This is a genomic window from Streptomyces sp. NPDC087845, assembly GCF_044742755.1.
Classification (GTDB): domain Bacteria; phylum Actinomycetota; class Actinomycetes; order Streptomycetales; family Streptomycetaceae; genus Streptomyces.
On sequence record NZ_JBIUVC010000002.1, the window covers coordinates 127,086 to 152,964 of the forward strand.

23 protein-coding genes and 1 pseudogene are annotated in these 25,879 nt (G+C 70.9%); 8 read left to right on the forward strand and 16 right to left on the reverse strand.

What is annotated here, in order from left to right; translation table 11 throughout:
* Positions 1 to 261: 261 nt before the first annotated feature.
* From ACIOMQ_RS06110 to ACIOMQ_RS06140, 7 genes are all read right to left on the reverse strand, one after another.
* Entirely contained in the window at positions 262 to 1,326 is a 1,065-nt protein-coding gene (locus ACIOMQ_RS06110) for an aspartate-semialdehyde dehydrogenase (RefSeq protein WP_362193275.1), read from the reverse strand.
* Complete coding sequence (locus ACIOMQ_RS06115; protein ID WP_362193272.1) at positions 1,323 to 2,594, reverse strand: aspartate kinase; 1,272 nt, start codon at positions 2,592 to 2,594, stop codon at positions 1,323 to 1,325. The genes ACIOMQ_RS06110 and ACIOMQ_RS06115 overlap by 4 nt, the downstream gene beginning before the upstream one ends.
* Before the next feature lie 212 nt (positions 2,595 to 2,806).
* Positions 2,807 to 2,983 (reverse strand): hypothetical protein, encoded by a 177-nt coding sequence (locus tag ACIOMQ_RS06120; RefSeq protein ID WP_401986095.1) that lies wholly within the window; start codon positions 2,981 to 2,983, stop codon positions 2,807 to 2,809.
* Between the two features lie 35 nt (positions 2,984 to 3,018).
* Positions 3,019 to 5,136 (reverse strand): LamG-like jellyroll fold domain-containing protein, encoded by a 2,118-nt coding sequence (locus ACIOMQ_RS06125; protein ID WP_402188072.1) that lies wholly within the window; start codon positions 5,134 to 5,136, stop codon positions 3,019 to 3,021.
* A 167-nt stretch (positions 5,137 to 5,303) separates the two neighbouring features.
* Positions 5,304 to 5,963: a DUF5063 domain-containing protein gene (locus tag ACIOMQ_RS06130; protein ID WP_401757245.1), complete on the reverse strand. Its 660-nt coding sequence runs from the start codon at positions 5,961 to 5,963 to the stop codon at positions 5,304 to 5,306.
* A gap of 140 nt (positions 5,964 to 6,103) precedes the next feature.
* Entirely contained in the window at positions 6,104 to 6,703 is a 600-nt protein-coding gene (gene recR, locus ACIOMQ_RS06135; protein WP_362193263.1) for a recombination mediator RecR, read from the reverse strand.
* Positions 6,704 to 6,778: 75 nt separating this feature from the next.
* Entirely contained in the window at positions 6,779 to 7,114 is a 336-nt protein-coding gene (locus ACIOMQ_RS06140) for a YbaB/EbfC family nucleoid-associated protein (RefSeq protein WP_351086067.1), read from the reverse strand.
* A gap of 371 nt (positions 7,115 to 7,485) precedes the next feature.
* Between ACIOMQ_RS06140 and ACIOMQ_RS06145 the strand changes: the two genes are divergently transcribed.
* Complete coding sequence (locus tag ACIOMQ_RS06145) at positions 7,486 to 8,274, forward strand: SLATT domain-containing protein (protein ID WP_401262670.1); 789 nt, start codon at positions 7,486 to 7,488, stop codon at positions 8,272 to 8,274.
* 147 nt (positions 8,275 to 8,421) lie between these two features.
* Here the strand turns inward: ACIOMQ_RS06145 and ACIOMQ_RS06150 are convergent, their stop codons facing one another.
* The 3 genes from ACIOMQ_RS06150 to ACIOMQ_RS06160 form a co-directional block, all read right to left on the reverse strand.
* Complete coding sequence (locus ACIOMQ_RS06150) at positions 8,422 to 9,072, reverse strand: hypothetical protein (protein ID WP_401262385.1); 651 nt, start codon at positions 9,070 to 9,072, stop codon at positions 8,422 to 8,424.
* 165 nt (positions 9,073 to 9,237) lie between these two features.
* Positions 9,238 to 9,987: a GntR family transcriptional regulator gene (locus ACIOMQ_RS06155; RefSeq protein ID WP_362193253.1), complete on the reverse strand. Its 750-nt coding sequence runs from the start codon at positions 9,985 to 9,987 to the stop codon at positions 9,238 to 9,240.
* A 123-nt stretch (positions 9,988 to 10,110) separates the two neighbouring features.
* Positions 10,111 to 11,484 carry an aspartate aminotransferase family protein gene (locus tag ACIOMQ_RS06160; RefSeq protein WP_362193250.1) on the reverse strand — a complete coding sequence of 458 codons (1,374 nt, stop codon included), beginning with the start codon at positions 11,482 to 11,484 and terminating at the stop codon, positions 10,111 to 10,113.
* Positions 11,485 to 11,672: 188 nt separating this feature from the next.
* On the opposite strand from ACIOMQ_RS06160, the gene ACIOMQ_RS06165 reads away from it, so the two are divergent.
* The 5 genes and pseudogenes from ACIOMQ_RS06165 to ACIOMQ_RS06185 all read left to right on the forward strand — a co-directional run.
* The gene (locus tag ACIOMQ_RS06165) at positions 11,673 to 12,266 is read left to right on the forward strand and encodes a type 1 glutamine amidotransferase family protein (protein WP_401262381.1); all 594 of its coding nucleotides are present in this window, start codon (positions 11,673 to 11,675) and stop codon (positions 12,264 to 12,266) included.
* A complete protein-coding gene (locus ACIOMQ_RS06170; protein WP_362193244.1) occupies positions 12,263 to 12,724 on the forward strand; it encodes a MarR family transcriptional regulator in 462 nt (153 codons plus the stop codon). The genes ACIOMQ_RS06165 and ACIOMQ_RS06170 overlap by 4 nt, the downstream gene beginning before the upstream one ends.
* 131 nt (positions 12,725 to 12,855) lie before the next feature.
* On the forward strand, positions 12,856 to 14,754 hold the full coding sequence (locus tag ACIOMQ_RS06175) for a serine/threonine-protein kinase (RefSeq protein WP_402188074.1): 1,899 nt from the start codon (positions 12,856 to 12,858) through the stop codon (positions 14,752 to 14,754).
* Positions 14,755 to 15,503: 749 nt separating this feature from the next.
* Positions 15,504 to 16,196, forward strand: coding sequence for a TetR/AcrR family transcriptional regulator (locus tag ACIOMQ_RS06180; protein WP_401262690.1), 693 nt, complete (start codon positions 15,504 to 15,506; stop codon positions 16,194 to 16,196).
* A 136-nt stretch (positions 16,197 to 16,332) separates the two neighbouring features.
* A pseudogene (locus ACIOMQ_RS06185) lies at positions 16,333 to 16,820 on the forward strand (pyridoxamine 5'-phosphate oxidase family protein); the annotation flags it as partial.
* Between the two features lie 62 nt (positions 16,821 to 16,882).
* Here ACIOMQ_RS06185 and dnaN read toward each other — a convergent pair.
* Positions 16,883 to 18,010: a DNA polymerase III subunit beta gene (gene dnaN / locus ACIOMQ_RS06190; protein ID WP_402188076.1), complete on the reverse strand. Its 1,128-nt coding sequence runs from the start codon at positions 18,008 to 18,010 to the stop codon at positions 16,883 to 16,885.
* Positions 18,011 to 18,389: 379 nt separating this feature from the next.
* Between dnaN and ACIOMQ_RS06195 the strand changes: the two genes are divergently transcribed.
* Positions 18,390 to 19,868 carry a helix-turn-helix domain-containing protein gene (locus ACIOMQ_RS06195; RefSeq protein WP_402188391.1) on the forward strand — a complete coding sequence of 493 codons (1,479 nt, stop codon included), beginning with the start codon at positions 18,390 to 18,392 and terminating at the stop codon, positions 19,866 to 19,868.
* Between the two features lie 84 nt (positions 19,869 to 19,952).
* Here ACIOMQ_RS06195 and ACIOMQ_RS06200 read toward each other — a convergent pair whose 3' ends face one another.
* Both ACIOMQ_RS06200 and ACIOMQ_RS06205 read right to left on the reverse strand, forming a co-directional pair.
* On the reverse strand, positions 19,953 to 20,837 hold the full coding sequence (locus tag ACIOMQ_RS06200; RefSeq protein WP_362193232.1) for a glycoside hydrolase family 19 protein: 885 nt from the start codon (positions 20,835 to 20,837) through the stop codon (positions 19,953 to 19,955).
* A gap of 324 nt (positions 20,838 to 21,161) precedes the next feature.
* Positions 21,162 to 21,755: a TetR/AcrR family transcriptional regulator gene (locus tag ACIOMQ_RS06205; RefSeq protein ID WP_401262373.1), complete on the reverse strand. Its 594-nt coding sequence runs from the start codon at positions 21,753 to 21,755 to the stop codon at positions 21,162 to 21,164.
* A 96-nt stretch (positions 21,756 to 21,851) separates the two neighbouring features.
* On the opposite strand from ACIOMQ_RS06205, the gene ACIOMQ_RS06210 reads away from it, so the two are divergent.
* On the forward strand, positions 21,852 to 22,673 hold the full coding sequence (locus tag ACIOMQ_RS06210) for an SDR family oxidoreductase (protein WP_402188078.1): 822 nt from the start codon (positions 21,852 to 21,854) through the stop codon (positions 22,671 to 22,673).
* Between the two features lie 110 nt (positions 22,674 to 22,783).
* Here the strand turns inward: ACIOMQ_RS06210 and ACIOMQ_RS06215 are convergent, their stop codons facing one another.
* From ACIOMQ_RS06215 to ACIOMQ_RS06225, 3 genes are all read right to left on the reverse strand, one after another.
* Positions 22,784 to 23,701, reverse strand: coding sequence for a glycoside hydrolase family 19 protein (locus ACIOMQ_RS06215; protein WP_402188393.1), 918 nt, complete (start codon positions 23,699 to 23,701; stop codon positions 22,784 to 22,786).
* Positions 23,702 to 23,858: 157 nt separating this feature from the next.
* Entirely contained in the window at positions 23,859 to 24,323 is a 465-nt protein-coding gene (locus ACIOMQ_RS06220; RefSeq protein ID WP_402188080.1) for a hypothetical protein, read from the reverse strand.
* Positions 24,324 to 24,451: 128 nt separating this feature from the next.
* Complete coding sequence (locus ACIOMQ_RS06225; RefSeq protein WP_402188082.1) at positions 24,452 to 25,873, reverse strand: ATP-binding protein; 1,422 nt, start codon at positions 25,871 to 25,873, stop codon at positions 24,452 to 24,454.
* Between the last annotated feature and the right edge of the window lie 6 nt (positions 25,874 to 25,879).

Genomic DNA, 25,879 nt, shown 5'->3' on the forward strand with positions numbered 1-25,879 from the left:
ACGTTTCCCCCCGTCAGGGTTGTACGCGCGCAGCACCGCGTTTGACGCGGTGCGACATGCCCTCATACGTACCTGCTCTTCCCCGAATGCCCCGAATGCGCGCCCCGCCGCGCAAGAGGTGACCGCATAGACGCGCGCTTTCCGGCCAGCGGTTGCACCGGGCCGGAAGGTCATCGTCGGACACCCCGACACCCCAGCTCAAGAGGTTCAGACCTTCAACTTGCTCACAGGGCATTCACAGAGAGTACAAAACAGGTTCGATCAGGACCGGGGGAATTCGGCGGCCACCGATTCGGCGATCTGCGCCACGTTCAGCGCCGCTCCCTTGCGGAGGTTGTCGCCGCAGACGAACAGCTCCAGACCCCGGGGATCGTCCAGCGACCTGCGCACTCGCCCGACCCAGGTCGGATCGGTGCCGACCACGTCGGACGGTGTCGGGAAGTCCCCCGCCGCCGGGCTGTCGTACAGCACGACGCCCGGTGCCGTCGCCAGGATCTCGTGGGCCCGTTCGACCGCGATCTCGTTCTCGAACCGCGCGTGCACGGACATCGAGTGCGTCGCGACGACGGGTACGTACACACAGGTCGCCGCCACCCGCAGGCCCGGCTGGTCCAGAATCTTGCGGCACTCCTCGCGGATCGCCAGTTCCTCCGACGACCAGCCGCCCCCGGCCTCGGTCCCGGCCCAGGGCACCACGTTGAGGGCCACCGGTGCGGCGAAAGGGCTGCCCTCCGTGTCACCCACGGCCCGGCGCACGTCCCCGGGCTTCGTGCCCAGTTCCGTACCGGCCACCAGCGACAGCTGTTCGCGCAGCGCGGCGACGCCGTCGCGGCCCGCTCCGCTCACCGCCTGGTACGAGGAGACGACCAGTTCCCGCACACCGAATTCGGCGTGCAGCGCACCGACCGCGACGATCAACGAGAGCGTCGTGCAGTTCGGGCTCGCGACGATGCCGCGCGGCCTGATCCGTACGGCATGCGGATTGATCTCGGGCACGACCAGCGGAACGTCCGCGTCCAGCCGGAACGCGGCGGAGTCGTCGATGACGACCGTGCCCTTCGCGGCGGCGATCGGCGCCCACTGCGCGGAGACGTCGTCGGGCACCAGGAACAGCGCCACGTCGACATCGTCGAAGACGTCCTCGGTGAGTTCGAGGACTTCGCTCTCCTCGCCGCGCACGACCAGCTTGCGGCCGGCCGAACGCGGCGAGGCGATCAGCTTCACCTCGCCCCAGACATCCGCGTGCTGCGAAAGGATCTGGAGCATGACGCCGCCGATCGCCCCGGTCGCTCCGACGACCGCGAGCGAAGGACGGCGGGCGGTCATCGGCCGGTGCCCCCGTAGACGACGGCCTCGTCGGAGTCGCTGTCGAGACCGAAGGCGGTGTGCACGGCGCGCACGGCCTCGATGACGTCGTCGGCACGGGTGACCACCGAGATGCGGATCTCGGATGTCGAGATCAGCTCGATGTTCACCCCGGCGTCCGACAGCGCCTCGAAGAAGCCCGCCGTGACGCCCGGGTTGGTCTTCATGCCGGCGCCGACCAGAGAGATCTTCGCGATCTGGTCGTCGTAGCGCAGCGACTCGAAGCCGATCGTGCCGCGGGTCCGCTCCAGGGCGTCGATGGCCTTGCGGCCCTCGGACTTCGGCAGCGTGAACGAGATGTCGGTCAGGCCGGTCGACGCGGCGGAGACGTTCTGCACCACCATGTCGATGTTGACCTCCGCGTTCGCGATGGCGCGGAAGATCGCGGCGGCCTCGCCCGGCTTGTCGGGCACACCGACGACGGTGATCTTGGCCTCGGAGACGTCATGGGCGACTCCGGAGATGATCGCGTGCTCCACCTTCTGGTCCCCTTGCGGCTCGTTGCTGACCCAGGTTCCGCGCAGTCCGGAGAAGGACGAGCGGACGTGGATCGGGATGTTGTAGCGGCGTGCGTACTCCACGCACCGGTGCAGCAGCACCTTGGAGCCGGACGCGGCCAGCTCCAGCATGTCCTCGAAGGAGATCCAGTCGATCTTCCGGGCCTTCTTCACGACCCGGGGGTCGGCGGTGAAGACACCGTCCACATCGGTGTAGATCTCACAGACCTCGGCATCCAGCGCGGCCGCGAGCGCGACAGCGGTGGTGTCGGACCCACCGCGGCCGAGGGTGGTGATGTCCTTCTTGTCCTGGGACACTCCCTGGAACCCCGCGACGATCGCGATGTTCCCCTCGTCCAGCGCCGTACGGATACGGCCCGGCGTCACATCGATGATGCGCGCTTTGTTGTGGACCGAGTCGGTGATGACGCCTGCCTGGCTGCCCGTGAACGACTGGGCCTCGTGGCCCAGGTTTTTGATCGCCATCGCCAGCAGGGCCATGGAGATCCGCTCTCCGGCGGTCAGCAGCATGTCGAACTCACGCCCGGCAGGGATCGGGGATACCTGCCCGGCGAGATCGATCAGCTCGTCCGTCGTGTCGCCCATCGCTGACACCACGACAACCACCTGGTTGCCGTTCTTCTTGGCGTCGACGATTCGCTTGGCGACACGCTTGATGCCTTCGGCATCGGCTACGGAGGAGCCTCCGTACTTCTGCACGACAAGGCCCACGTGCGCTCCTCGCTCAGTCCATTACTGCGGTCGACTCAGTTTAACGAGCAGTCCGGAAACGCCCCGCTGATACCACATGGTGAGATGTCCCGCTCAGCACGTGATCATCGGCGTGTCGTCCCGAACTGCTCGTACGGGGCTGCTGCCCGCCGATCGGGCCCGCACTCCCGTATGTGGTCCAGCACACACGCGTGACGGCCCGGTTCCACGATTCACCGGCCCTCCGTCTCCAGCGTGGACCGGAACCCGACCGTCCGCCCTTCGGAGGCCCCGCCCTGCGCAAGCCGCTGCGCGTGCCGCCCCTGCTGCTCGCCCTCACCGCGCTCCCCCTGGCCGCGTCCCCCGCCCACGCGGGCGGCACAGAGCGGGGCGCGCCGCGCGGAACCCATGCCCCGGCGCGCCCCCTCACCTCACCTGGCGCCCGCTACCACAGGGCGCTGACCTCACTGCCGGTGAGCGCGCCGGAGAAGGCCCGGACCTGGTCGACGGCCCCGTGCAGGTACTCGCCCCACCCGTCGTCCGTACGTCCCCGGCCCACCTGGAGACCGCCGCCGCTCGTCCAGCTGTCACGGAACTCGGCTATACCCGCGGTCTCGGCGTAGCCGTCCACGAAGAGCGTGATCCGGTCCGTCGCGTCGTCGTGGACGACAGCGATCCGGTGCCCCGCGCCCTGACCGCCGTCCGGCTGCTCGAACCGGGCGACCACCGTCTCGGCGGCTCCCGGCTCGTCCGCGTGGGACATCACCAGTTCCCAGCTGTACGTGGACGGCTCGTAGCGGACCTTGAAGGCGTCGCCGTGCACTCCTCCCTGGGAGAGGACGGTCATCGGGTGGTCCGGCTCCTGGTCGGCCAGCCGCACCGTCGCGCTCACCGTGAAGCTGTCACCGGTGTCGACGACCGGCTTCTCCGTGGCCGCGTAGCCCGAGACGCCGTCCAGGTTCAGATGGCCCTCGTCCGCGAGGGGCCAGTCCCCGGGGTTGCAATCGGGGTCCAGCGGATCGCAGGTGTCGCCCATCCGGAAGATCGAGGCGCCCGGACCGAGCTTCAGCGGCTGCCCGCCGTTCGACTCGGCGCTGATGCCGCCGGGAGCCGTCTCCAGCGCCCAGTGGCCGAGCAGTCGCGCCTTGCGGATGCCGAGTTCCGCGACCTCGTCCGGCACCGCCACACGGTCGTACACCCGCACGTCGCCGACCTCGCCCTGCCAGCGGTCCCGGTACCCGGCCGCACCCTGCGCCCGGCCGATCTGGAAGCTCCCGTCACCCGCCACCGGGGTCACGGTCCGCTCGTCACCCACCGCGCTGCCGTTGACGTACAGCCGGGCCTTGCCCGTCCGGGCGTCGTACCGCCCGAGCACGTACGCCCACTCACCCGTCCCGGGCACGCCCCCGGTCAGCTGCGTACCGCCGACGGCGAACGACCAGACCGGCTTGCCGTCGGCCTGCCGGAGGCCCAGCGTGAACGCGGGCCCCTGACCGGTGTCCTGGCTGACGACGGTCCGGGTTCCGTCCACTGCGGCGGGCCGCACCCAGGCACCCACCGAGAACGTGCTGTCCGCCGCGACAACCGGGGTGTTAGGCGTCACGAAGCCGTGCCCCGTCCCGTCCAGACTCACCGAGGAGGTGACGTCCGTGCCGGACGGAGCGTCCGCGCCGAACACGGCTCCCGCTCCGACGCGGGCCGCCGGACCGGCCTCCGCGGCCGCCGTGCGCGAACCCGCCGCATCGGCCAGCTTCCAGCGCGCGGCCGGTGCCCGGCCGGAGCCCACCCGGAACTGGTAGTTCGTGGGTGTGCTGCCGTTGCCCGCACGGTCGAAGGCCCGGACCTCCAGGACATGAAGCCCCGGCGACTCCGGGAGGTAGTCGATGTCCGCCGCACGGTCCGGGCCCGACGCCTGGACGGTCAGCTGCCGCTTGCCCGGAAAGGTGTACTGGTAGAACTCGACGTCCTCGGACGGCGAAGCGATGTGGAAGGTCCCGTGAACACCGACGCCGTCCGTCCAGGCGTCGCCGTCCGGATAGTCGCCCGACGACACCACGGGCTTGTCGGGGGCGTCCTTGTCGTACACGAATTCGCAGACCGTGCCCGCTCCGTCGGAGCTCCATGGCGACACTGCTTCGCCGTCGTCGGCACGCACCCGCCACGAGATCACGGTGTCCGCGGGGACGCTGTCCGGCAGCTCCCAGGAGAACGACCCGCCCTGCCGCAGTGCGTCGGTGGTGAACGTCAGCCGCTGCCCGGTGCCGTCGGCGTCCTGCCACCACGCCTCGAACTCGCCCTTGACCCTGCTCGTCCCGCCCGGCCCGCCGTCCGGGTCGTACAGCACGGCGGTCAGCTCCGGCGCGGATCGCACGTACGGCCTGTCCTCCCCCGCAGCGCAGCCCCGGCCCGAATTCGTCAGATCCGAGACCGACGGCTGGTACGGAGGCAGGTTTCCGGCCGCGACCGCCGTGCCCGGTGTCGCCAGCATCGCCCCCACGACCGCCGACGACACCCCCAGCCACCTGGCTCTTCGCCGCCCCGCCGCACCTCTGGTCACTCGCATGTGCCCTCCCCTTCACCGGCCGTGATCGTCACAGGCCGAGGGGAGGTCAACAACGCACACCGGCAACGTCGTGGGGTTTATGCGCGGTCACCGCCGCACTGCTCCGGCGGTGGTCAGCGCTGTACCGCTCCGGCGGCGGTCACCGCCGCCCATTGCGCCGGCCGTGCCTACTGCACCGGCCGCAGGCCCAGTGGTCCCGCGATCTCCTCGGCCATCACCCGGCCCGCCTCCTCGGCCAGGTCGTCGTCGACGGCCTCCGAGTCCGTGTCCAGGCCGTCCAGTTCCTGGAGGGGCTGGTTGAGGCGGATGTGGGCGATCAGGGACTGGAGGGCGCGCAGGGCGGCGGAGGCGGTGGAGCCCCAGTTGGAGAAGTAGGAGAACTGCCACCACCACAGGGCCTCGGTCGTGCGGTCCTCTTCGTAGTGGGCCAGACCGTGGCGCAGGTCGGTGACCAGGTCGGCCAGGTCGTCGGAGATACGGGCCGGGACCGGGGCCTTGCGGGGCTCGTACGGGTCGAAGACCTCGGAGTAGACGTCGATCGGCTCCAGCAGGGCGGCGAACCGCTCGCGCAGGCCGTCGGCGTCCGGCTCCGCGCCCAGGTCCGGCTCGTAGCGCTCGTCGGGGACGATGTCCTCGTACGCGCCGAGCCTGCCGCCCGCCAGCAGTAGCTGGGAGACCTGGAGCAGCAGGACGGGAACGGCCTCCTCGGGCTCCTCGACCCTGGACACCTCGGTGACCGCGACGATGAACGTCTTGATCTGGTCGGCGATCTGGACGGCGAAATCGTCGGGGTCCTGCGTGACGGAGTTCAGCGTGGCGTCAGACATCGAAGGGACCTCCCGTGGGCACGGTCGCGAACGGTGAGTAGAACATAGCGTCGCTGAACGTAAAGCTGTCGTGAGTCGCCGCAAGAACATCGGATGACGTCATGGCCGTGAGGACGCCGGGCGTCGTGACCGCGAAGGCATCAGACATCGAGCAGCCGCCTCCCCTCGAAGGCGCGGCCCAGGGTGACCTCGTCCGCGTACTCCAGGTCGCCGCCCACCGGCAGGCCGCTGGCCAGCCTGGTGACCCGCAGGCCCATCGGCTTGATCATCCGTGCCAGGTACGTCGCGGTGGCCTCGCCCTCCAGGTTGGGGTCGGTCGCCAGGATCAGCTCCGTGATCGAGCCGTCGGCGAGACGGGCGAGCAGCTCGCGGATACGCAGGTCGTCGGGGCCGACGCCCTCGATCGGGCTGATCGCGCCTCCGAGCACGTGGTACCGGCCCCGGAACTCACGGGTCCGCTCGATCGCGACGACATCCTTCGGCTCCTCGACCACACAGATGACCGTCTGGTCGCGGCGCGCGTCCCGGCAAATGGTGCACTGCTCCTGCTGCGCGACATTGCCGCAGACCGAACAGAACCGGACCTTGTCCTTGACCTCCAGGAGGGCATGGGCAAGACGGCGCACATCGGTCGGCTCCGCCTGCAGGATGTGGAAAGCGATCCGTTGCGCGCTTTTGGGACCGACGCCGGGCAGCCTGCCCAGCTCGTCGATGAGGTCCTGAACCACGCCTTCGTACAACGGGAACGCCTTCCTGGTCCTGAGCTATGCATACAACTTGAGCTATGCATACAACTTACGAGTTCGGGCCGCAGGTCAGAAGGGGAGGCCGGGCATTCCGCCCAGGCCCTGGGCCAGCGGGCCCAGTTTCTGCTGCTGAAGCTGCTGCGCGTTCTCGTTCGCCGCCTGGACCGCGGCGACGACGAGGTCCGCGAGCGTCTCGGTGTCCTCCGGGTCGACGGCCTTCGGATCGATCACCAGAGCACGGAGCTCGCCGGAGCCGGTCACGGTCGCCTTCACCAGACCGCCACCCGCCTGCCCCTCGACCTCGGTCCTGGCCAACTCCTCCTGGGCCGTGGCGAGATCCTGCTGCATCTTCTGAGCCTGCTGCAGCAACTGCTGCATATTGGGCTGACCACCACCGGGAATCACGGTCACTCCTGGCAATTCGACGACAAAATGTTTCGGTACGCCGAGCCTACGTGGTCACCACGCAGCGCGCCCCACCCACTGGCGAGCAACTCTTTCGGGTGAGGTTCAGGCAACGTCGGCGTGACTCCTATACCTGATCACAGGCCCCTTACACCCGGGAATACCGCGATTTCGACCCCACGGCCCACCATTCGGCGGTAGGAAGAGCATGCGCATCAGACACACAGGCACACCGCCCGTCACGCAAGGTTACGTACGCGGGACAGTCGGCCACGCCGGAGAGCAGTGATCAGCCCACCGTCGAACACACCGCCACACATCAGGCGTCGCTACGCAGAATGCAGAGGAGTACCCCGGTGAGTCAGCCGGAGATGCAGCCCGAAGGGCCGCCCCGCAACGAGCCCGGTTCGGCCGGCTCGGCCGGTTCCTCCGGTTCGGGCTCCGGCGCACGCGGCCGGGGCAGGCGGGGCGGGCGGGGCCGGGATCTGACCGCCACGCCGTTCCCGCTCGGCGACTGGGGCGAGCCCGCCGAACGTCTCGACGAGCTGTACCGCTGGGTCGAGGCCGATGCGCTGCGCACCGCCGACTGGTACCTGAGCGACCGGGTGGGGAAGCGGCGCGGGGCCAGGGCGCTGCGGATCGGCACGGCGGCCGGGGCGGTCGCGGGCGCCGCGCTGCCGTTGCTCGATCTCACCGGCGCGCTGAGCGGGGCGGCGGGGTGGGGCTTTCTGTCGCTGCTGCTGGGCGCCGCGTGCATGGCCTGCGACCGGTACTTCGGCCTGACCTCGGGCTGGATAAGGAACCTCGCCACCGCTCAGGCCGTGCAGCGGCGTCTCCAGGTGCTGCAGTTCGACTGGGCGTCGGAGTGCGTGCGGGAGGTGCTCGGCCCGACCGAGGGCACGGCCAGCGAGGCCGCCGAGCGGTGCCTGGGGGTGCTGCGGCGGTTCTCGGAGGACATCACGGAACTCGTACGGACCGAGACCGCGGACTGGATGGTGGAGTTCCGGGCCGGGCCCGCGCCGATGGGGATGCAGGCGCTGTCGTCGGGCAGCGGCGGCGGGGGGCGGACAGACCACGGGGCGCAGCCGGGACGGTTCCCGATGCAGACGATGACCCGGCCGAACATGCCGCGGCAGCGGCCTCCGGAGTCCCCGCGGTGATTCCGCCGCGGGGACCCCAAAGACGCGTGGCCGTCTCCGCTCGCCCCGGATCCGGTCCATCCGGATCCGGCTCCGGCTCCGGCCCCTTGTTCCGGTTGTTCCGGCCTTTGCTGCGCCCCTTGCTGCGCCCCTTGCTCCGGCCCGGCCTCAGCTGAAGATGATCATGGAGCCTTGGGCGAGGCTGCGCGTGGCTGCCGCGTGCAGGCCCAGCCAGACGTGCCGCTCGCGGGCGAACAGACTGTTGTCGTACGGAATCGGGGCCGCCGGTTCCTCCAGGGACGTCGGTGCGGCGGGCGGCAGCGGGGCGGCCGGCGGGTTCGCCGGGTCGATGCCGATGGACGGGGCGACGAACTCCAGCTCCCTCAGCAGCCCGTGCGCGGAACCGAGCGGGCCGCCGCCCTCCAGCAGGTCGTCGTCGGAGAGCGGGACGGCGAAGTCCAGCGGGACGTACGCCCCCGCATGGTCGTAGTGCCAGACCAGGTGGGACTGCCGGGCCGTCGCCTCGAACATCTCCAGCAACTGCTCGTAGTCCCCGCCCAGTTCGTCGACGGGCGTGACGGCGAGTCCGCTGAGCTGGAGCAGGTAGGCGCGGCGCAGGAAGTGCAGGGCGTCGTAGTCGAAGCCCGCGACCGGGGCGACGTCGCCGGTCAGACCCGGCATGTAGGCGTACACCGGGACGGGCGGCAGTCCGGCCTCGCCCAGTGCCTTGTCATAGGCGGCTATCTCTTCGGCGAACGGATTGTCGGGGCTGTGGCACAGCACATCGACGAGGGGGACCAGCCACAGGTCACAGGCCACGAAGTCTCGCTCTCCCACGGGTGCGCATCGGCGCCATCTGTTCATCGGGTTCAACGGGTTCAACGGAATATTCACAGCGGTCGGGCCAGCGTAATGCGGTGGGCTCGTCGCGCACAGTGGCCGGCGGTCGCGGATGCGGGCCGGCCGCGGTCCGCTGTCGCTCGGTCAGCGCGGTTCCGGCGCACCGGCGGACGGGGCCTGTGGGCCGTGGCCCGGATGTGCGGGATTTCCGGCCGCGAGCCGGTCCGCCCAGTTCAGCGCGTGGGTGTTGTAGTCGTCCATCACCGCGCGCACCGCGTCGTGGTCGCCGAGCGTGAGCGCCGCGACGAGTTCCGGATGACCGTGCCAGAGCCATTCCCGGGCACCCACGTCGTGGCGCAGATACGGCACCGCGAACACCCATGCCTGGACACGCAGCCGGTGCAGGAAATCGGTGATGTACGCGTTGCTCACGAGCACGCCGAGTTCGCGCCAGAAACGCAGGTCGTAGCCGATGAGGATGTCGAGGTCGCCGCCCTGGGCGGCCCGCGCGGCCTCCTGGGCCCTGCGGCGTACGGAGACCAGACAGTCCCGGTGCCCCGCCGGGTGCGCGTCCGCCGGCGGGGGCCCGCTGAACAGGCCGCGGATGACTCCTTCGGTGACCAGGGCGCGGGCCTCGACCATCGACCGGTAGTCGGCGACGGTGAACTCTCGCACCCGGAAACCGCGGTGCTGATCCGATTCGAGCAGGCCGTGCGCGGAAAGATCGAAGAGCGCCTCGCGCACCGGAGTGGCGGAGACGCCGTACTGTTCGGCGATCTGCTTGACGGTGAATTCCCGTCCCGGCTGCAAACGCCCGGCAAGCACTTCGTCACGCAGCGCGTCCGCGATCTGCTGCCGCAGCGTACTGCGGGTCACAGCTCCGCTCGCGCACATGGCGCCCCTCCCCTTTTCGGCTTTCGATCACCTTAAGCCAGGGTCGCTCTGCCCGGATCCGGGCAGAGGAGGGGAGAGTGTGGAGGAGGGGCGCCGTATGGGCGGGCCGTGCGGGCCCCGCCGCTACACGGTGTACTCGTCCGCGACCGACAGCGCCGTGTCGAGAGCCGCGAGGCCCTCCTTGGCCTCGGCCTCGGTGACGTTGCAGGCCGGAACGGCGTGGGTGCGGTTCATGTTGATGAAGGGCCACAGCCCGTTCTTCTTCGCCGCCGCGCCGAAGGCCGCCATCGCCGCGTTGGCCTCGCCCGCCGCGTTGTACGGAACCAGCGGCTCGCGGGTCTCCTTGTCGCGGACCAGGTCCAGCGCCCAGAACGCGCCGAGGCCGCGGACCTCGCCGACCGAGGGGTGGCGCTCGGCGAGTTCGCGCAGGCCGGGGCCGAGGACCGTCTCGCCGATGTGGGCGGCGTTCTCGATGACCTTCTCGTCCTCCATCACATGGATGGTGGCGACCGCGGCCGCGCAGGCCAGCGGGTGGCCGGAGTAGGTCAGTCCGCCCGGGTAGGCGCGGGTTTCGAAGGTGGCGGCGATCTCGGCGGAAATGGCGACACCGCCGAGCGGTACGTAACCGGAATTGACGCCCTTGGCGAAGGTCATCAGGTCCGGCACCACGTCGAAGTGGTCGGCGGCGAACCACTTGCCCGTACGTCCGAATCCGGCCATCACCTCGTCGAGGACGAAGACGATCCCGTACCGGTCGCAGATCTCGCGCACGCCCGCGAGATAGCCGGGCGGCGGCGTCATGATGCCCGCCGTGCCGGGGATCGTCTCCAGGATGATCGCGGCGATGGTGCCGGCGCCCTCGAAGGCGAGGGTGTCCTCCAGGTGCTGGAGCGCGCGGGCGCACTCCTCGGCCTCGGTCTCCGCGTGGAACGGCGAGCGGTAGAGGAACGGAGCCCAGAAGCGGACGACGCCCGCCGAGCCGTTGTCGGACGGCCAGCGGCGCGGGTCGCCGGTCAGGTTGATCGCGGTGGACGTGGCGCCGTGGTACGAGCGGTAGGCGGAGAGCACCTTCGTACGGCCGGTGTGCAGCCGGGCCATCCGGACGGCGTTCTCGACGGCCTCCGCGCCGCCATTGGTGAAGAAGATCTTGTCCAGGTCGCCGGGGGTGCGCTCGGCGATGAGGCGGGCGGCCTCGGAACGCGCCTCGATCGCGAACGCGGGTGCGAAGGTGGCGAGTTTGCCTGCCTGCTCCTGGATGGCGGCCACGACGGTGGGGTGCTGGTAGCCGATGTTGGTGTAGACGAGGCCGCTGGTGAAGTCCAGGTACCGGTTGCCGTCGTAGTCCCAGAAGTACGCCCCCTCGGCGCCGGCGACGGCGAGCGGGTCGATCAGGCCCTGGGCGGACCAGGAGTGGAACACGTGCGCGCGGTCGGCGGCCTTCACGGCCGCACCGGCAGCGGGGTCGACATGCGGGGCATGAGGGGCATGAGGGGTCATGCGGTGAGCGTAGGTCGCGCCGGGGACGGCTCGACATGGCCACCTTGTATGGCCCGGGGCCCTTTGGTGGGCAGGGTGTCGGGTCGGTGTCGGGTCGGTGCGACCCATTCACCTTTGACAGCACATTGTCGTAATGACAGCATGTTGTCATTGTGGTTTCGGCAGTTCACCCCTCTCCAGGAGGCGCCATGCCCCGCAGGACCGCGCATCTGGCCGTGTACGACACCTACGCCGACTGGGAGACCGGGCACACCACCGCTCATCTCTCCCGGGCCGGATTCACGGTGCGGACGGTCGGGCCCACCACCGACACCGTGACCACTCTGGGCGGGCTGCGCGTCCAGCCCGATCTCGCACTCGCCGAGTTGCGCCCCGAGGACAGCGCGCTCCTGATCCTCACCGGCGCCGACCTCTGGGACTCCGGCGACGAGCTCGCCCCCTTCGCCCGGACGGCCCGCGACTTCCTGGACGCGGGGGTGCCGGTCGCCGCGATCTGCGGTGCCACGGCGGGGCTGGCCCGCGAGGGTCTGCTCGACGACCGCGCGCACACGAGTGCGGTCTCCTTCTATCTGGCGGCCACCGGGTACAAGGGCGGTGAGCGGTATGTCGACGCGGACGCGGTGACCGACGGCGACCTCATCACGGCCGGGCCGACCGAGCCGGTCGCGTTCGCCCGTGAGGTCTTCGCGCGGCTCGGGGTGTACGAGGGCGAGAAGCTCGACGCCTGGTACCGGCTCTTCCACGACTCGGACGCGAGCGCGTACGAGGTGTTGCAGGGATGAGCCGCGCGCAGCAGGACGCGCTCAGCAGGACCGCGCTCGGCGTCTTCCGGCTGAACGGCCAATTCCTCGCGGTGGCCGAGCAGTTGGCCCGCCCGGCCGGGCTGACCGCGGCGTGGTGGCAGGTCCTCGGGGCCGTACTGACCGAGCCGTTGCCCGTGTCCGGGATCGCCCGCGCCATGGGGATCACGCGGCAGAGCGTGCAGCGGATCGCGGACTTGCTGGTGGGAAAAGGGCTCGCGGAGTACGTACCGAATCCGGCCCACCGCCGCGCGAAGCTGCTGCGTCCCACGGAGGAGGGCCGGGCCGCGGTGTCCCGGATCGGCCCCGGCCACGCGGAGTTCGCCGAACGACTGGCGGAGGAGCTGGGAGAGGCGGAGTTCGCGGAGACGGTACGGGTGCTGGCTCGATTGTCGGCCGCGCTGGAGGCGGTGGACGTACCCAGCCCGTCCGGCGATTGAGGACGGAACCGGAGCGGCAAACCCCGAGCGCCTCGCGGGCAGGCGTGGAATTCCGGCCCCGCCGAGGCACACCCCGCGCGGCTATCCTCGACGCGTTCCGGCGTATCGCCGTACGGGGGAGGACGCACACCGTGGAAAAGCTCGGGCTCACCGACCCACAACGCATCGGCGCCTACCGCCTGCTGGGCCGGCTCGGCTCAGGCGGCATGGGTCAGGTCTACCTGGCCCGGTCCGACCGCGGCCGCACCGTCGCGATCAAGCTGGTGCGCGGCGAGCTCGCCGAGCAGCAGGAGTTCCGCGACCGCTTCCGTCAGGAAGTGCGGGCCGCCCGCCAGGTCGGCTCCGCCTGGACCGCCCCCGTGCTGGACGCCGACACCGAGGCCGCCGTGCCCTGGGTCGCCACCGGATACGTCGCCGGGCCCTCCCTCCATTCCACCGTCTCCGGCCGTGCGGGCGCCCGCACGGGGGCGGCTTCCGGTGCGTACGGCCCCCTGCCCGAGCGTTCGGTCCACATCCTGGGTTCCGGCCTCGCCCATGCCCTCCAGGCCATCCATGCCGCCGGGCTCATCCATCGCGACCTCAAGCCCTCCAACGTCCTGCTGACGATCGACGGACCGCGCGTCATCGACTTCGGCATAGCCCGGGCACTCGACACCGTCGCCGACGGCGGCCTCACCCGCACCGGGGCCCTGGTCGGTTCGCCCGGTTTCATGTCGCCCGAGCAGGTACGGGGCGAGCGCGTGACCCCGGCGTGCGATGTGTTCTGCCTCGGCTCGGTACTGGCGTACGCGTCGACCGGCCGGCTTCCGTTCGGGACCTCCAGCAGCGGCGTGCACGCGCAGATGTTCCGGATCGTGCAGGAGGCCCCGGACCTCACCGGTGTCCCCGTGGACCTCGTCGAACTGGTCAGGGACTGCCTGCACAAGGACCCGGCCGCCCGTCCGACGACGGACGCGATCCTGGAACGCCTGGCCGACGACGACACGGCGGAACCCTGGCTCCCGGGTGCACTCATCGCCCAACTCGGGCGCCATGCCGTCGAACTGCTGGACTCCGAGGATCCGGAGGAAGCAGCCGGGCCGGACCCCGTCCCGGACAAGGCACCCCCAGCGCCCCCAGCACCTGCGGCGGCCCCCACGCCCCCAGTGCCCGCGGCACCCCCGGCGTCCTCAGCGCCTGCACCGGCCACACCACCCACACCGCCGCCCACCGGGCGTCCCACCCCCGAGCCGCCACCCGACGCCGTCCACGCGCTCCCCCCGATGGCCGGTGCGCCCATACCCGCTCCGCCCCTCGGGCCGGTGTCCTCCCCCGCGTACGGCTATCCGCAGCAGCCGCCCGCCCAGCAGAGCTACGCCGGTTACGGATATCCGCAGCAGCAGTCGCCGACGCAACAGCCGGGCTTCGGTGCCACGCCCCCGTACGGCCCCCTCTACCCCACCGCCCCGCAGCCCGGCCCCGAACCCACCCGCCGCGGGAGGGGGGCGACCATCGCCCTTGTCGCGATCGCCGTGCTCGTCGCCATCGGCGCGGGCGGGTCCGTCTACGCGCTCATGAACGACAAGGGCCCGAAGCCCAAGCCGTCCCCTTCTTCCTCCTCGGACTCCCCCGTCACCGACGATCCGTCGTCCCCGGATCCGTCCCCCTCCGACGGAAAGAGGAACAGCGACGGCCCGATCCCGGCCGGCTACCTCGGCGCCTGGGCCGGCTCCATCGACAACGCCGCAGGCCACTCCACGCGGGATCTCGTCATCAAGCAAGGCACGGTCGGCGAGACCGTCCTCACCCTCACCGCGGACGGCCCCTTGGACGGCGGCGGCTCCTACCACTGCGTCTTCCAGGCAAACCTGACCGCAAAACCGTCCCCGAACGGACCCGTCGAAGTCGGCACCTCCACAGTCGCCATCGGCGAACCCATGTCATCCTGCACCGCAGGCAAACCCACCACACTCACCCTGCTCCCCGACGGCTCCCTGCGCCGCGAAAACACAGACACCGGCGAACAGCTCACCTACACCAAGTCCCACTGATCAGCCCAACAACGCCGACACCGCACTCAGCAACAACAGGGCACCGACAAACCCGCCGGGCGCGGCCGGTCAGGGCGGGGACCGGCACGCAACTGATCCGGCCCGCCGCCACGTTCAGCAGATCCACCCCACCCAGCCAGGACTCGCGTACGGCGCTCCCAGCCGGACCACGAAGTACACCGCCCGCCACCCATACGCCTCAGTGACAACGGGCCCCGACCCGCCACCCGTAATCCCCTCCACCAGGAAGGCAAGCCTCCACCCTTCATCACCAACCACGCACACGGCATCAAAGTGGCCTCCAACGGGCGCAAATCCTCGTACAGCCAGCAGCGACAGCGGTGGCCAGCGCACCGAGATCGCCACCCGCCCCCGTACCGTCCACGCCCGGGACTCCAAGGCGCCCGACGAGCCCACCCTTCACGGCCACCTCCAACGCCAGGCCGTCGCTCCACACATGGGCAAACAGACGGTACGCGGGTCGGCACGACGTCGACCGGTGCGCCCGCCCGGTCCTACCACCGGCCCACCCGCAGCAGTACCTCATCCATACAACGTGACACCCACCCCCACACCCGTCACGTTCATTCCGCAGACCCTGCCGCCAAGCCCATCCCCCGCCGCACCGGCAACCCCTCCATACAACGTGACACCCACCCCCACACCCGTCACGTTGTGTAACAACCCCTATGAGTGGGAGCGCAGCGAAGCCGCCCGACCAGGGCAGGTTTCTGCACCAGGCTCACCCCATGCGTCCACGTTCTTCGTACAAAGCACCACCGCCACAGAGCCTGATCTACTCCGCCGTGGTGCAGAGCATGGCCGAACACGGGCCCCGCAAAATGAACATGGCCCTCGCAGCACGCATCGCCGAAACCGATCGCCAACTCCTCTACCGCAACTGGCCCGATCGCCACGTGCTCGTCCGCGAGGCCGCCGAAGGCGAGTTGCAGCGTGTCCTGTTCGCCGCGGGTGATCTGCTCTCCGAGCAGGAGGACGTGTGCCGGGTGATCGAGAAGATCGTGCGGGCTGCCCGCATGGTGCGCGAGCACCCCGTGACCCGGACGACCGCACGTACCGACCCGGACCTGCTGCGGAGCGCCCTGCTCGACATGGACACCCGGTTGCACGGGCAGGCCAGGTACTGGCTGGAAAGCCTGTTCCCGGAACCGCTGGCCAGGACGCTTCCGCGCATGTACTGGCTACGGGACGTCCTGCTCACCATCGCGGCTCCCTTCGCGCTCACACCGCCGGAGGATCCCCACACGGGCTCCGAACGACCGGACTCCGGATGCTCAAGCTCCGAGCGCTCGGGCTCCGATTCCTCAGGCTCCGATTGCCCGGACCCCTCACGCTCGTACCTCGACCAGCGACTCCGCATCACGCTGCACGTGTGCCTCGGCGCCGCTCCGGACTGCCCCTGCACCCTCATCTCGTCGTGACCCCTGCACCACCCTCGCCGTGACCGGGCCATCTCCGACCTCATCGGCGCCCGACGACTCACGCGGTCGGCCAGGACCCGGCCCCGTGACCGACCCCGTGACCGGAACCGGGAGCGTCCCGCCCCATGACCGGCGATTGCCGGAGACCGCACGCACCCGCCACCGCCGTCTCCGTGAGCAGGGCAGCCCCGACCGCGACGTACTCGACGCGATCCTCGGGGCCGGTTTCCTCTGCCATCTCGGTGTCACCGTCGACGGAAACCTCCTGGTGGTACCCACTGTGTACGGCACCGACGGCACCACCTCTACTTCCACAGCTCCGTCGCCAGCCGCAGCCTGATCGCCTCCCCCGAAGCGACGGTCTGCGTCACCGTCACTCACGTCGACGGTCTCGTCCTGGCCCGGTCGGTCTTCGAGCACGGCGTCAACTACCGCAGTGCCATGGTCTTCGGCATCCCCCGCCCGGTCACCGACCCGGACGAGAAGCTCGCGGGCCTGCGCTGCCTGACCGAGCAGGCGACACCCGGTCAGTGGGACTACGCCCGCCGCCCCAGCCGCAAAGAGCTCGCCGCCACGTCCCTGCTCGCTCTGTCACTGGACGAGGCATCGGTGAAGATACGCACGATGAACCGAGCCGGGCAGGACGCTCACCGGGCAGCCGAGCACCCGGACGCGCCCGGGTCGCGCTAGACCAATGGCCTGGCCGACATCAGCAGATGCTGGTGGGTGGGGCGCGCCGCCTCGTCCGCCGCATCCTCCCGGGACTCCCATCCGGTGACCATCGCACGTTGCCCGGGGCCCATGAGCTCGAACCTGATCACGGGGGCGTCGAAGGAAGCCAGGGCGTCCATCAGGTACGAGGGGTTGAAGGCGACCGTCAGCCCGTCGGAGCCCTCGAGTGCGGCGGGCAGGCGTTGGGAGGCGACATCGTCCTCGTAACCCGCCTGCAGCAGCACCGAATCGCCGGAGAAGGCCAGTTGGAGCGGGCTGCCGCCCTCCGCGACCACGGCGACGCGCTTGACGGCCTCGACCAGAGGGGCCCGATCGGTGATCGCGCGGACGGCGTGCGGCATCGCGAACAGCTTGTCGTGGCGTGGCAGTCGGCCGCCGAGCAGACGCACCGTGGTGCGCATCCCGGCCAGTTCGAAACCGACCGAGCCGGCGTCCAGCGCGAGTCGGACCATTCCGGCCCGGCCGAAGGAGCGGGCGATCTCGGTCAGCCTGCGGGCGGACACCACGACATCGGCCGAGACGCCGTCCTGTCCGGGTTTCCACGTGAGCGCGCGCACCGCGAACCGGTAGCGGTCCGTCGCGGCGAGGGTCATCGTGTCGCCGTCGAGCGCCAGCCCGATACCGGTCAGGGTCGGCAGAGTGTCGTCCCGGCCCGCCGCCACCGCGACATGGGCGACGGCCGCGGCGAACTCCTCCGCGTCCACAACGCCGAGCACCTCCGGCAGTGACGGGAGCGCCGGATAGTCGTCGAACGGAAGCACCGAGAGCCCGAATCGGGCACCGCCACTCGTCAGCGAGAACCGTGAGCCCTCGACCGCGCACTCCACCGCACCCTCGGGCAGCACCCGACAGACATCGAGGAGTCGGCGGCCCATGACCAGCACCTTCCCGGCCCGTACGGTCTCCGCCTCCACCTCGATGCACGCGGACGCCTCGTAATCGAGGCCCGAGATGCGCAGCCGCCCGTCGGCCGCCTCCAACAGCAGCCCGCCCAGCACGGGAACGGGCGAGCGCGTGGGCAGCACCCGGGCCGCCCAGGCCACGGCGTCGGTCAGTGCGCTGCGCTCGATGCGGAACTCCATGGCGGCGGCTTCTCCCGGTCGTCTCGGATCGTGATCGTGAACGTGGTCCTGATCGTGATCCGACACTAGGGGCTGCCACTGACAGCGGGAGAAGAAGAGATCCGGTTGCGGCCGGCGGGCGCGGCCACCCCCGTGAGCCGCTGCCGCCGTCCCCGTTGCCCCTCCCCCGAAGGGCCCCGCAACCGTGTGGGGACTCTAGAACGTCGGGTACTCGACAGGAAGATTCAGTTCGCACTGCGTGAGCCGTCGGGGGTATCAGTCCGCACAGCCAAATCGGTACGATGCACTCCGGTTTTTCGGGCAGGGCTTGTGCGGAGCGCAGGAGCGCGGAAGCGGAGGGTGCGTGCGCGCGCGGGAACGGGCCGACGACGTACTGCGGATGTACCGGCTGGCCCGATCCGGCGGCACGCAGGAGCTGCTGCGCTGGGTGTCCGGCCGGGCGGAGGGCTGGGCCGGGCTGCTCGACGGAGACGGCACGGTCCTGCGCGGCGTGGCGAGGACCTCGGACCGTACGGGCGCCGATGCCGCCGCTCTGGCCGCCGAGGGCGTCAGGGAGCTGGCATCGCTCGGCGCACGCTCCTTCTCGTTCGACCGGGGTCCGCACACCGCGCTGCTGTTCCCTCTGGACGGGCCGCCCGACGCCGCTCCCCCGGTCCTGGCCGTCGTCGCCCCGCGCCCGCTGCCGGACGGACTCGGCGCGCTGCTCGCCGATGCCGCGATGCCGCTCGCCATGTGCTGGACGGCGGAGACCGTGGAACGCAAGCGCCGCCGCGTCGACCTGGCGGAGTCGCGCAACCGGGAAGCGGTGCTGCATCTGCTCATCACCGGCCAGCTGTCCATCGCGCACCAGGTGGCGGGGGCGCTGAAACCCACGCTGCCCGACCCCGTCCGGGTGTGCGTCGTGGAGTGCCCGGCCGGCCGCCGCGACGAGGTGGCACGGATCTGCACGAAGCTCTCCGGCGGCCGGTCCTGGATCGTGCGGTGCCCGGTGTACGCACGCCATCTGATCCTCGTCGTACCGGCCGATCCGAACGCGGCCGGACAGCCGCTCGGCCGCCGGGTCGCCGACGTGGTGGACGAGTGCGTCGTGGGGGCGAGCGAGGACGTACCACTGTCCGACACGGCGACCGGGTACCGGCAGGCGTTCCACGCCCTGGCCGTGGCCCGCGGACTGCCGGCCCGGCACGCCGGGTTCGGCTCGGCGCCGGAGGCCGCCCTGATCGTCGGCGCGGCCGGCGCGCGGTGGGCGGACGCGCTGCTGAACCCGTTGCTCACGTACCTGCCGCGGCGCAGCCACGACCCGGGCAGCCAGGAACTCGCGGCGACCCTGACCTCCTGGCTCGCGTTCTCCTCGCACGCGACCCAGCACCTGAAGATCCACCGGAACACCCTGACGGCACGGCTCCGGCTGATCGGCGAACTGCTCGGCCTCGATCTGCACCGGGTCGCCGACCAGGCCGCCCTCGACCTGGCCCTGCGCATCCGTGCCGCGCCCACCGTGCCCCGGGCGGTCCGTCCGGGCGAGGCGGTGCCCGAACCGCCCCGGCGGCTGGACGACATCCTGCGCGGACCGGCCGTCCAGGAGTGGGCGGCCCAGCAGGTGCACCCGCTCACCGCGCAGGACGCCTCCGGGAGCACCGCCGACCCGCGGGCGACGCTCCGCACCTGGCTGGACTGCGAGGCCCGACTTGGCCCGACGGCCGCCGCGTTGGGCATTTCGGTGCCGGGGGCCCGCAAGCGCCTCACGCGCCTCGAATCGACGCTTCAGCGCTCGCTTCTGCGGGCACCGAGCGCGCGTTACGACCTGTGGCTGGCCTTCCGTGCCCTGGATGTCGCGGGAGCCGGCGCCGCCCGCTGAACCGGAACGGGGGCGTGTCCGGCCGGGCCGGGCACGCCCCCGTCGGGTGGGGGTTCTTCGGGCAGCGGGTCTACGGGCTGCCCGTCAGCAGCTCAGGTTGGAGCCGGGAGTGGTGCCGAGGATCTGGACGAATGCCTGGTAGCGGTCGATACGGCTCTGGACCTGGGCGGGGTTCCCGCCGTTGCACTCCAGGCTGCCGTTGATGGAGCGGATGGTCTCGCCGAAACCCGCACCGTTCACCATGGCGTTGTGGGCGGTCATCGTGCCCGGACCGTTCTGGGTGTTCCAGTACCAGAGGCCGGTCTTCCAGGCGACCGAGGCGTTCTGCTCGACCAGGTACGGGTTGCCCAGCAGGTCGATGCCGAGCGCGTCACCGGCGGCCTTGTAGTTGAAGTTCCAGCTGAGCTGGATCGGGCCGCGGCCGTAGTACGCGGCCTGTCCGGCCGGGCAGCCATAGGGCTGGCTGCTGTCGCAGTAGTGCGGGTAGTTGGCCGTGTTCTGCTCGACCACGTACACCAGGCCGCCCGTCTCGTGGCTGACGTTGGCGAGGAACGCCGCAGCCTCCTGGCGCTTGACGGTGTCGCTGCCGGTGTTCGCGAAGCCCGGGTAGGCGCTCAGGGCCGCGGTCAGTCCGTCGTACGTGTAGAACGGGTTCCGGTTCGGGAACATCTGGTTGAACTGCGCCTCGCTGACGACGAAGCCGGACGGGGTGCCCGGGTCCGTACCGCCACCGCCACAACTGCCCTGGTCCGCCCAGACGTCGGAGCTGCCCGGGGTCTCGTTCTGGGTCCACCACTTGGCGGTCCAGTTGTGCCCGTTGTAGGAGGCCGAGCCGCCGCCGGTGTAGACGGAGGAGGAGTTCCAGGGCGCCGCGCAGTCGGCTGCCGCGGCGGTGGTGGCGGGGAGCATGACGACCATCGCGACGACCGCACCCAGTGCGGTCAGCAGGCCCATGATGCGTCTGATCATGTGTCACTCCTTCGGTGCGGCGCACCGAGCCGGGCGGTGCGCCGCCATGGGGGGTTGACGGCCACTCAAGCGTCGCTGGTCTGAACCTGTCAAGGTCTAGACCAACGCGAGAGGGTTCCCTGAATGAGTGCCCATGGGTGGGGCCACAACACCTCCGTGCCGCCGGACCCGCCCCCAACAGGGTGAACGGCGGGAGGAGTTCATCCGGATCATGGACCGCGCAACAGCGCGGGCCCGAAGGAAAACTTCGGGCCCGTCCAGCATGCGGAACGTCGGACTGATCGGCCGGTCAGCGGCCGGCGGCGCGCGGCCCCGACGGTCGCGTCAGGTCAGCGCGTCGAGCCCGCGGACGAGGCGGGCCCCCTCACGGGTCATGATCTCCGGGTCGCGCAGGGCATTGGAGAGCAGCGACATGCCCTGGTAGGCGCCGACGAACGTCAGCGAGAGCCCCTCGGGGTCGGCCACCTCCATCTCGCGGAACTGCCGCTCCACCCAGTCCAGGAGCCGGCGGACGACATGCCCCACCGCGAGGTCGAGACCCCCCTCGGCACTCTTGCCGAGCTCGACGGCGAGGGTGCCGGTCGGGCAGCCGTAACGGGCCGCGGTGTCGCGCTGCCCGACCCACGCATCCACCAGGCCCTTCAGCCGCTCGCGCGGATCGGGAAGCCGGTCGAGGCGGTCGGTGAGGACTTCCAGGTGGCGGGTGTGCTCGGAGAGGGCGGCCTCGACCAGCTCGTCCTTGGTCTTGAAGTAGTAGTACACGTTGCCCGCCGGGACATCGGCGGCTCGGGCGATGTCGGCGATGGTCGTGCGCTCCACGCCCTGCTCGTGCAGGACCCGGGCGGCGGCGGCCGTCAGCCGCTGCCGCTTGTCGGCGGCCTTCGTCCGGGGGCGCCGGGAATCCATTGAGTCAGTCACCCGACTGACTATAGACGGCACCCCGGCCGACTGTGCTAGCGTCCCGTCCACGAAGTCAGTTAGTTGGCTGACTAATTCGAAATGAGGGGGACCGGCATGATCGTGGCGACAGGTGCGACCGGGAACGTAGGGCGGGCGCTGGTACGGATGCTCACCGAGGCCCGGGTTCCGGTCACGGCGGTGGCCCGGCACATCACCGACGCCGATGTGCCGCCGGGCGTGCGCGCGACGGCCGCCGACCTGGCAGAGCCGGCCGGACTGTGGGGCGCGTTCGACGGCGCGGAGGCGCTGTTCCTGCTGGTGGCGGGCGACGACCCGCACGGCATTCTGGAGATGGCGAAGGCCGCCGGGGTGCGCAGAGTGGTGCTGCTGTCCTCGCAGGGTGCGGGGACCCGCCCGGAGGCGTACCGGCATCCGCGTCTGTTCGAGGCGGCCGTGCGGGAGTCCGGTCTCGACTGGACGGTCCTGCGGTCGGGTGGAATGGCCACCAACGCCCTCGCCTGGGCGGAGTCGGTCCGTACGCGGCGGGCGGCGGCAGCGCCGTTCGGTGACATCGGCCTGCCCTTCGTCGACCCGGTCGACGTGGCCGCGGTCGCCGCCGCCGCCCTGCGCGAGGACACGCACGCGGGTGCCACCTACACCCTGACCGGCCCCGCGCCGACGACCCCGCGCGAACGGGCGGCGGCGATCGCGGCCGCGCTGGGCGAACCGGTCCGGTTCACCGAGCAGACCCGCGAGGAGGCCCGCACGCTGATGGCAGGCTTCATGCCGCTCCCCGTGGTCGACGGAACGCTGGCCATCCTGGGCGAACCCACCGAGGAGGAGCGGCGGGCGAGCCCCGATGTCGAACGCGTCCTGGGCCGGACTCCGGGCACCTTCGCCGCCTGGGCCGCACGCAACGCGGCGGCCTTCCGCTGACACTCCGGCCTTCCGCTGAACACTCCCGCCTTCCGCTGAACGGTCCGGCCGGGGCCCTGCCCACCGGGCAGAACGGACCCGGGCGGCGAAGGTGCGGCGGTGTCCGGCCGTCAGCAGGACAGCCGGGAGCCCGGCGCCGTACCGAGGACGGCGGTGATCCGCTCGTACGTGGCGACCCGGGCCGCGACCGAGCCGGGGTTGCCGCCGTCGCACTCCAGGGCGCCGTTGAGCGAGCGGATCGTCTCACCGAAGCCCGCGCCGCCGACCATGGCGTCGTGCGAGGTCATGGTGCCGGGGCCGTTCTGGGTGTTCCAATACCAAAGGGCCGTCTGCCAGGCGACGGACGGATCCTGTTCCACCAGCCAGGGGTTGTCGAGGAGATCGAGGCCGAGCGCGTCGCCCGCGGTCTTGTAGTTGAAGTTCCAGCTGAACATGATCGGGCCGCGGCCGTAGTAGGCCGTCTGTCCGGCCGGGCAGCCGTAGGGCCGGCTGTAGTCGCACTTGCGCCAGTAGTTGGCCTCGTTGATCTCCTTCACGTACCGCAGCCCGACCGACTCGAAGTCGGCGTGGGTCAGGAACGCGGCGGCCTCCCGGGCCCGCGTGGCGGGCGTTCCGGTGTTCGCGAAGCGCGGGTAGGCGTGCAGGGCGTCGATCAGTCCCTGATACGTGTAGAAGGGGTTCCGGTCAGGAAAGAGCGCGTCGAACTGCGCCTCGCTGACGACGAAGTCCGAAACCCCGCCCGTACAGGCGCCCCGGTCGGCCCAGACGGTGGCGGCACCCGGATTCTCGTTCTGCGTCCACCACTTGGCCGCCCAGTTGCGGCCGTGGTGCGAGACGGTGCCGCCCGCCGAGTACGCGGTCGAGGAACTCCACACGGGCGCGCACGGAGCGGGCTCGGCGGCGGAGACGGCCGACACAGAAGCGGGGCTCGGCGCGGAGGCGGCGGAGGCAGCGGAGGCGGTCGGCAGTAACGCGGCCGTCGCGACGACGGCGCTCAGGACGGTCAGAAGACCCTTGATGCGGTACAGCGCTGCTCACTCCTTCGGCAGGGCGCGACGACCACGTCAGCGGGCCGTCCGGACGTCCCGCCACTCAAGCCCTGATGGTCTGGACCTGTCAAGGTCTAGACCATCAGGGCTTGGTGCTCCTCCAGAGGAGGTCCGAAGGATTCCGAAGGAATGGGGGTCAGGTCACGTTCACGTGGACGATGGGCGACATGGTCTTGCCGTGGACCACGCGCAGCTGCTGGGCTCCCTTGTGGCTGAGCTTGACGTGCACGGCGTAGACGCCATGCTTCTTGACGGTGCCACTGGCGTGCAGCGCGGTCCATTTGCCACTGCTGTTGAGATGGCTCACGGTGAGCTTGCTGCCGGTCTTGATGTCCTTCACTTTGCCGCTGATGATGACGCTCGAACCGGATTTGACCGACGTGTGGTTGGCGTGAGCGGTTATGGATGCGTGCATCACCGGCGTCGCCGCGGCCACCGTCGCCGGATGGGTGGTGGGTGCGGTGAGCGGTGCGGCTGTCGCGGCCCCGGCTCCGCCCGCGAGCATGGCCGCGCACACGGCGCCGACGGCCGCCGCCCGCATCCGGAGGCCCTTCCCGGTCTTCTTCGTCGTCCCGGTCTTCTTCGTGGCCTTCTCATTCATGAACGTTCACCTCGCACGGGTGCCTTGCCGGTATCGATGGCTCCATGGTGCGAAACCGTCAATGAGGGGACCGTGTACGCCGGATGTGAGCACTGACATGTCCGGCCGGGGTGCGCCGTACGGACCGCTCAGAGCCGGGTGGCTCCCGGTGCGAGCGGGATCTCCAGCCGCACCCGGGCGCCGCCGCCCGGCGCGTTGTCCGCCGTGGCGCTGCCGCCGTGCGCCTGCGCGATGGAACGCACGATGGCCAGGCCCAGGCCGGCGCCGCCCCCGTGCCGGCTGCGGGCGGCGTCGGCGCGCCGGAACCGTTCGAAGGCCAGCGGCAGGAACGTGCGCGGGAAACCGGGGCCGTGGTCGCGCACCTCGATCACCGCGCGGCCGTCCGCCCCCACACCGCGGACGGTGAGCGAGACATCGATGCCGCTGCCCTCGGGTGCGTAACGCAGGGCGTTGTCGAGCAGGTTGTCGACGGCCTGCCGCAACCGGTCGGGGTCGGCGACCATGCGTACGCCGTCCCCGTCGGTGTGCAGCCGCACCCGCACGTTCCGGGGTGCCGCGAGGGGCGACGCGGCCCGCACGGCGGTGGCCAGCAATTCGGCGGGGGCCACCGGCTCCGGCCGCACGACGGGCCTCCCCTCGTCGGTCCTGCTCAGCAGCAGCAGGTCCTCGGACAGCCGGATCAGCCGATCGGTGTCCTGGGCGGCGGCGGCCACCGCGGCGGCGAGTTCTTCCCGGGTGCGCCGGGGCTGCCCGGCCAGTTCCAGTTCGGCCTTCAGGGCGGTCAGCGGGGTACGCAGTTCATGGCCCGCGTCCGCGGCGAATCCGCGCTGGCGGGCCAGGGCGTCGGCGAGCCGGTCGAGTACGTCGTTCATGGTGACCGCGAGGGTCGCGATCTCGTCGCGGGTGGCGGGTGTCTCAAGACGGGAGCCGGTGTCCTGCTCGGTGATCTCCGCGAGCCGTCTGCGCATCCGGTCCACCGGGCGCAGGGCGGAGCCGGCCAGCCAGTACGCGCCGAGCCCGGCTGCGATCACGGCGGGTGGGCCGCCCAGCAGCAGGGCGTTGCGGGTGTGCGCGGTCGCGGCGTCCGCGAGCCGGGTGCCGGCCCCCACCACCACGACGACCGGACGGTCGTCGTTGGAGGCCGGGACGGCGAGCATCCGGTAGTCCTGGCCGTCCACCGAGGCGGTGAAGCGGACCTCCCGCCGGGTCGCCGTCCGCACCTGCTCGTGGTCGGCCAGTGGTCGCCTGCCCGCACCGTCGGTGAAGGCCAGGAGCCTGCCGTCGGGCGCGAGCACCTGGGCCACCCGTTCGGCGGCGGCGCCGGCTCCGAGTCGGCCGTCGGGATCGTGCGCGGACGGGGGTGGCAGGGGCGGCAGCGGGCCCATGGCGACCAGCCGGACCACCTCGGCGTCGGCCTGGGCGCGCAGGATCCCCTCCAGGGACGAGTCGAGGGCCGCCGTCAGCCGTTCCAGGAAGAGGAGCCCGGCGACCGCGATCACCAGGGCGGTACCAAGGGCGAAGATCAGTGCCAGGCGCCACCGCAGAGGCATGGCCGC

Bases quoted from the DNA above. Each gene is read 5' to 3' on its own strand.
- ACIOMQ_RS06125 (WP_402188072.1), bottom strand. From the start codon at position 5,136: ATGCGAGTGACCAGAGGTGCGGCGGGGCGGCGAAGAGCCAGGTGGCTG.
- dnaN (WP_402188076.1), bottom strand. From the start codon at position 18,010: ATGGAGTTCCGCATCGAGCGCAGCGCACTGACCGACGCCGTGGCCTGG.
- ACIOMQ_RS06165 (WP_401262381.1), top strand. From the start codon at position 11,673: ATGCCCCGCAGGACCGCGCATCTGGCCGTGTACGACACCTACGCCGAC.
- ACIOMQ_RS06120 (WP_401986095.1), bottom strand. From the start codon at position 2,983: ATGGGTTCCGCGCGGCGCGCCCCGCTCTGTGCCGCCCGCGTGGGCGGG.
- ACIOMQ_RS06225 (WP_402188082.1), bottom strand. From the start codon at position 25,873: ATGCCTCTGCGGTGGCGCCTGGCACTGATCTTCGCCCTTGGTACCGCC.
- ACIOMQ_RS06155 (WP_362193253.1), bottom strand. From the start codon at position 9,987: ATGTGCGCGAGCGGAGCTGTGACCCGCAGTACGCTGCGGCAGCAGATC.
- ACIOMQ_RS06200 (WP_362193232.1), bottom strand. From the start codon at position 20,837: ATGATCAGACGCATCATGGGCCTGCTGACCGCACTGGGTGCGGTCGTC.
- ACIOMQ_RS06210 (WP_402188078.1), top strand. From the start codon at position 21,852: ATGATCGTGGCGACAGGTGCGACCGGGAACGTAGGGCGGGCGCTGGTA.
- ACIOMQ_RS06145 (WP_401262670.1), top strand. From the start codon at position 7,486: ATGCAGCCCGAAGGGCCGCCCCGCAACGAGCCCGGTTCGGCCGGCTCG.
- ACIOMQ_RS06170 (WP_362193244.1), top strand. From the start codon at position 12,263: ATGAGCCGCGCGCAGCAGGACGCGCTCAGCAGGACCGCGCTCGGCGTC.
- ACIOMQ_RS06195 (WP_402188391.1), top strand. From the start codon at position 18,390: ATGTACCGGCTGGCCCGATCCGGCGGCACGCAGGAGCTGCTGCGCTGG.
- ACIOMQ_RS06160 (WP_362193250.1), bottom strand. From the start codon at position 11,484: ATGACCCCTCATGCCCCTCATGCCCCGCATGTCGACCCCGCTGCCGGT.
- ACIOMQ_RS06220 (WP_402188080.1), bottom strand. From the start codon at position 24,323: ATGAATGAGAAGGCCACGAAGAAGACCGGGACGACGAAGAAGACCGGG.
- ACIOMQ_RS06110 (WP_362193275.1), bottom strand. From the start codon at position 1,326: ATGACCGCCCGCCGTCCTTCGCTCGCGGTCGTCGGAGCGACCGGGGCG.
- ACIOMQ_RS06180 (WP_401262690.1), top strand. From the start codon at position 15,504: ATGCGTCCACGTTCTTCGTACAAAGCACCACCGCCACAGAGCCTGATC.
- ACIOMQ_RS06130 (WP_401757245.1), bottom strand. From the start codon at position 5,963: ATGTCTGACGCCACGCTGAACTCCGTCACGCAGGACCCCGACGATTTC.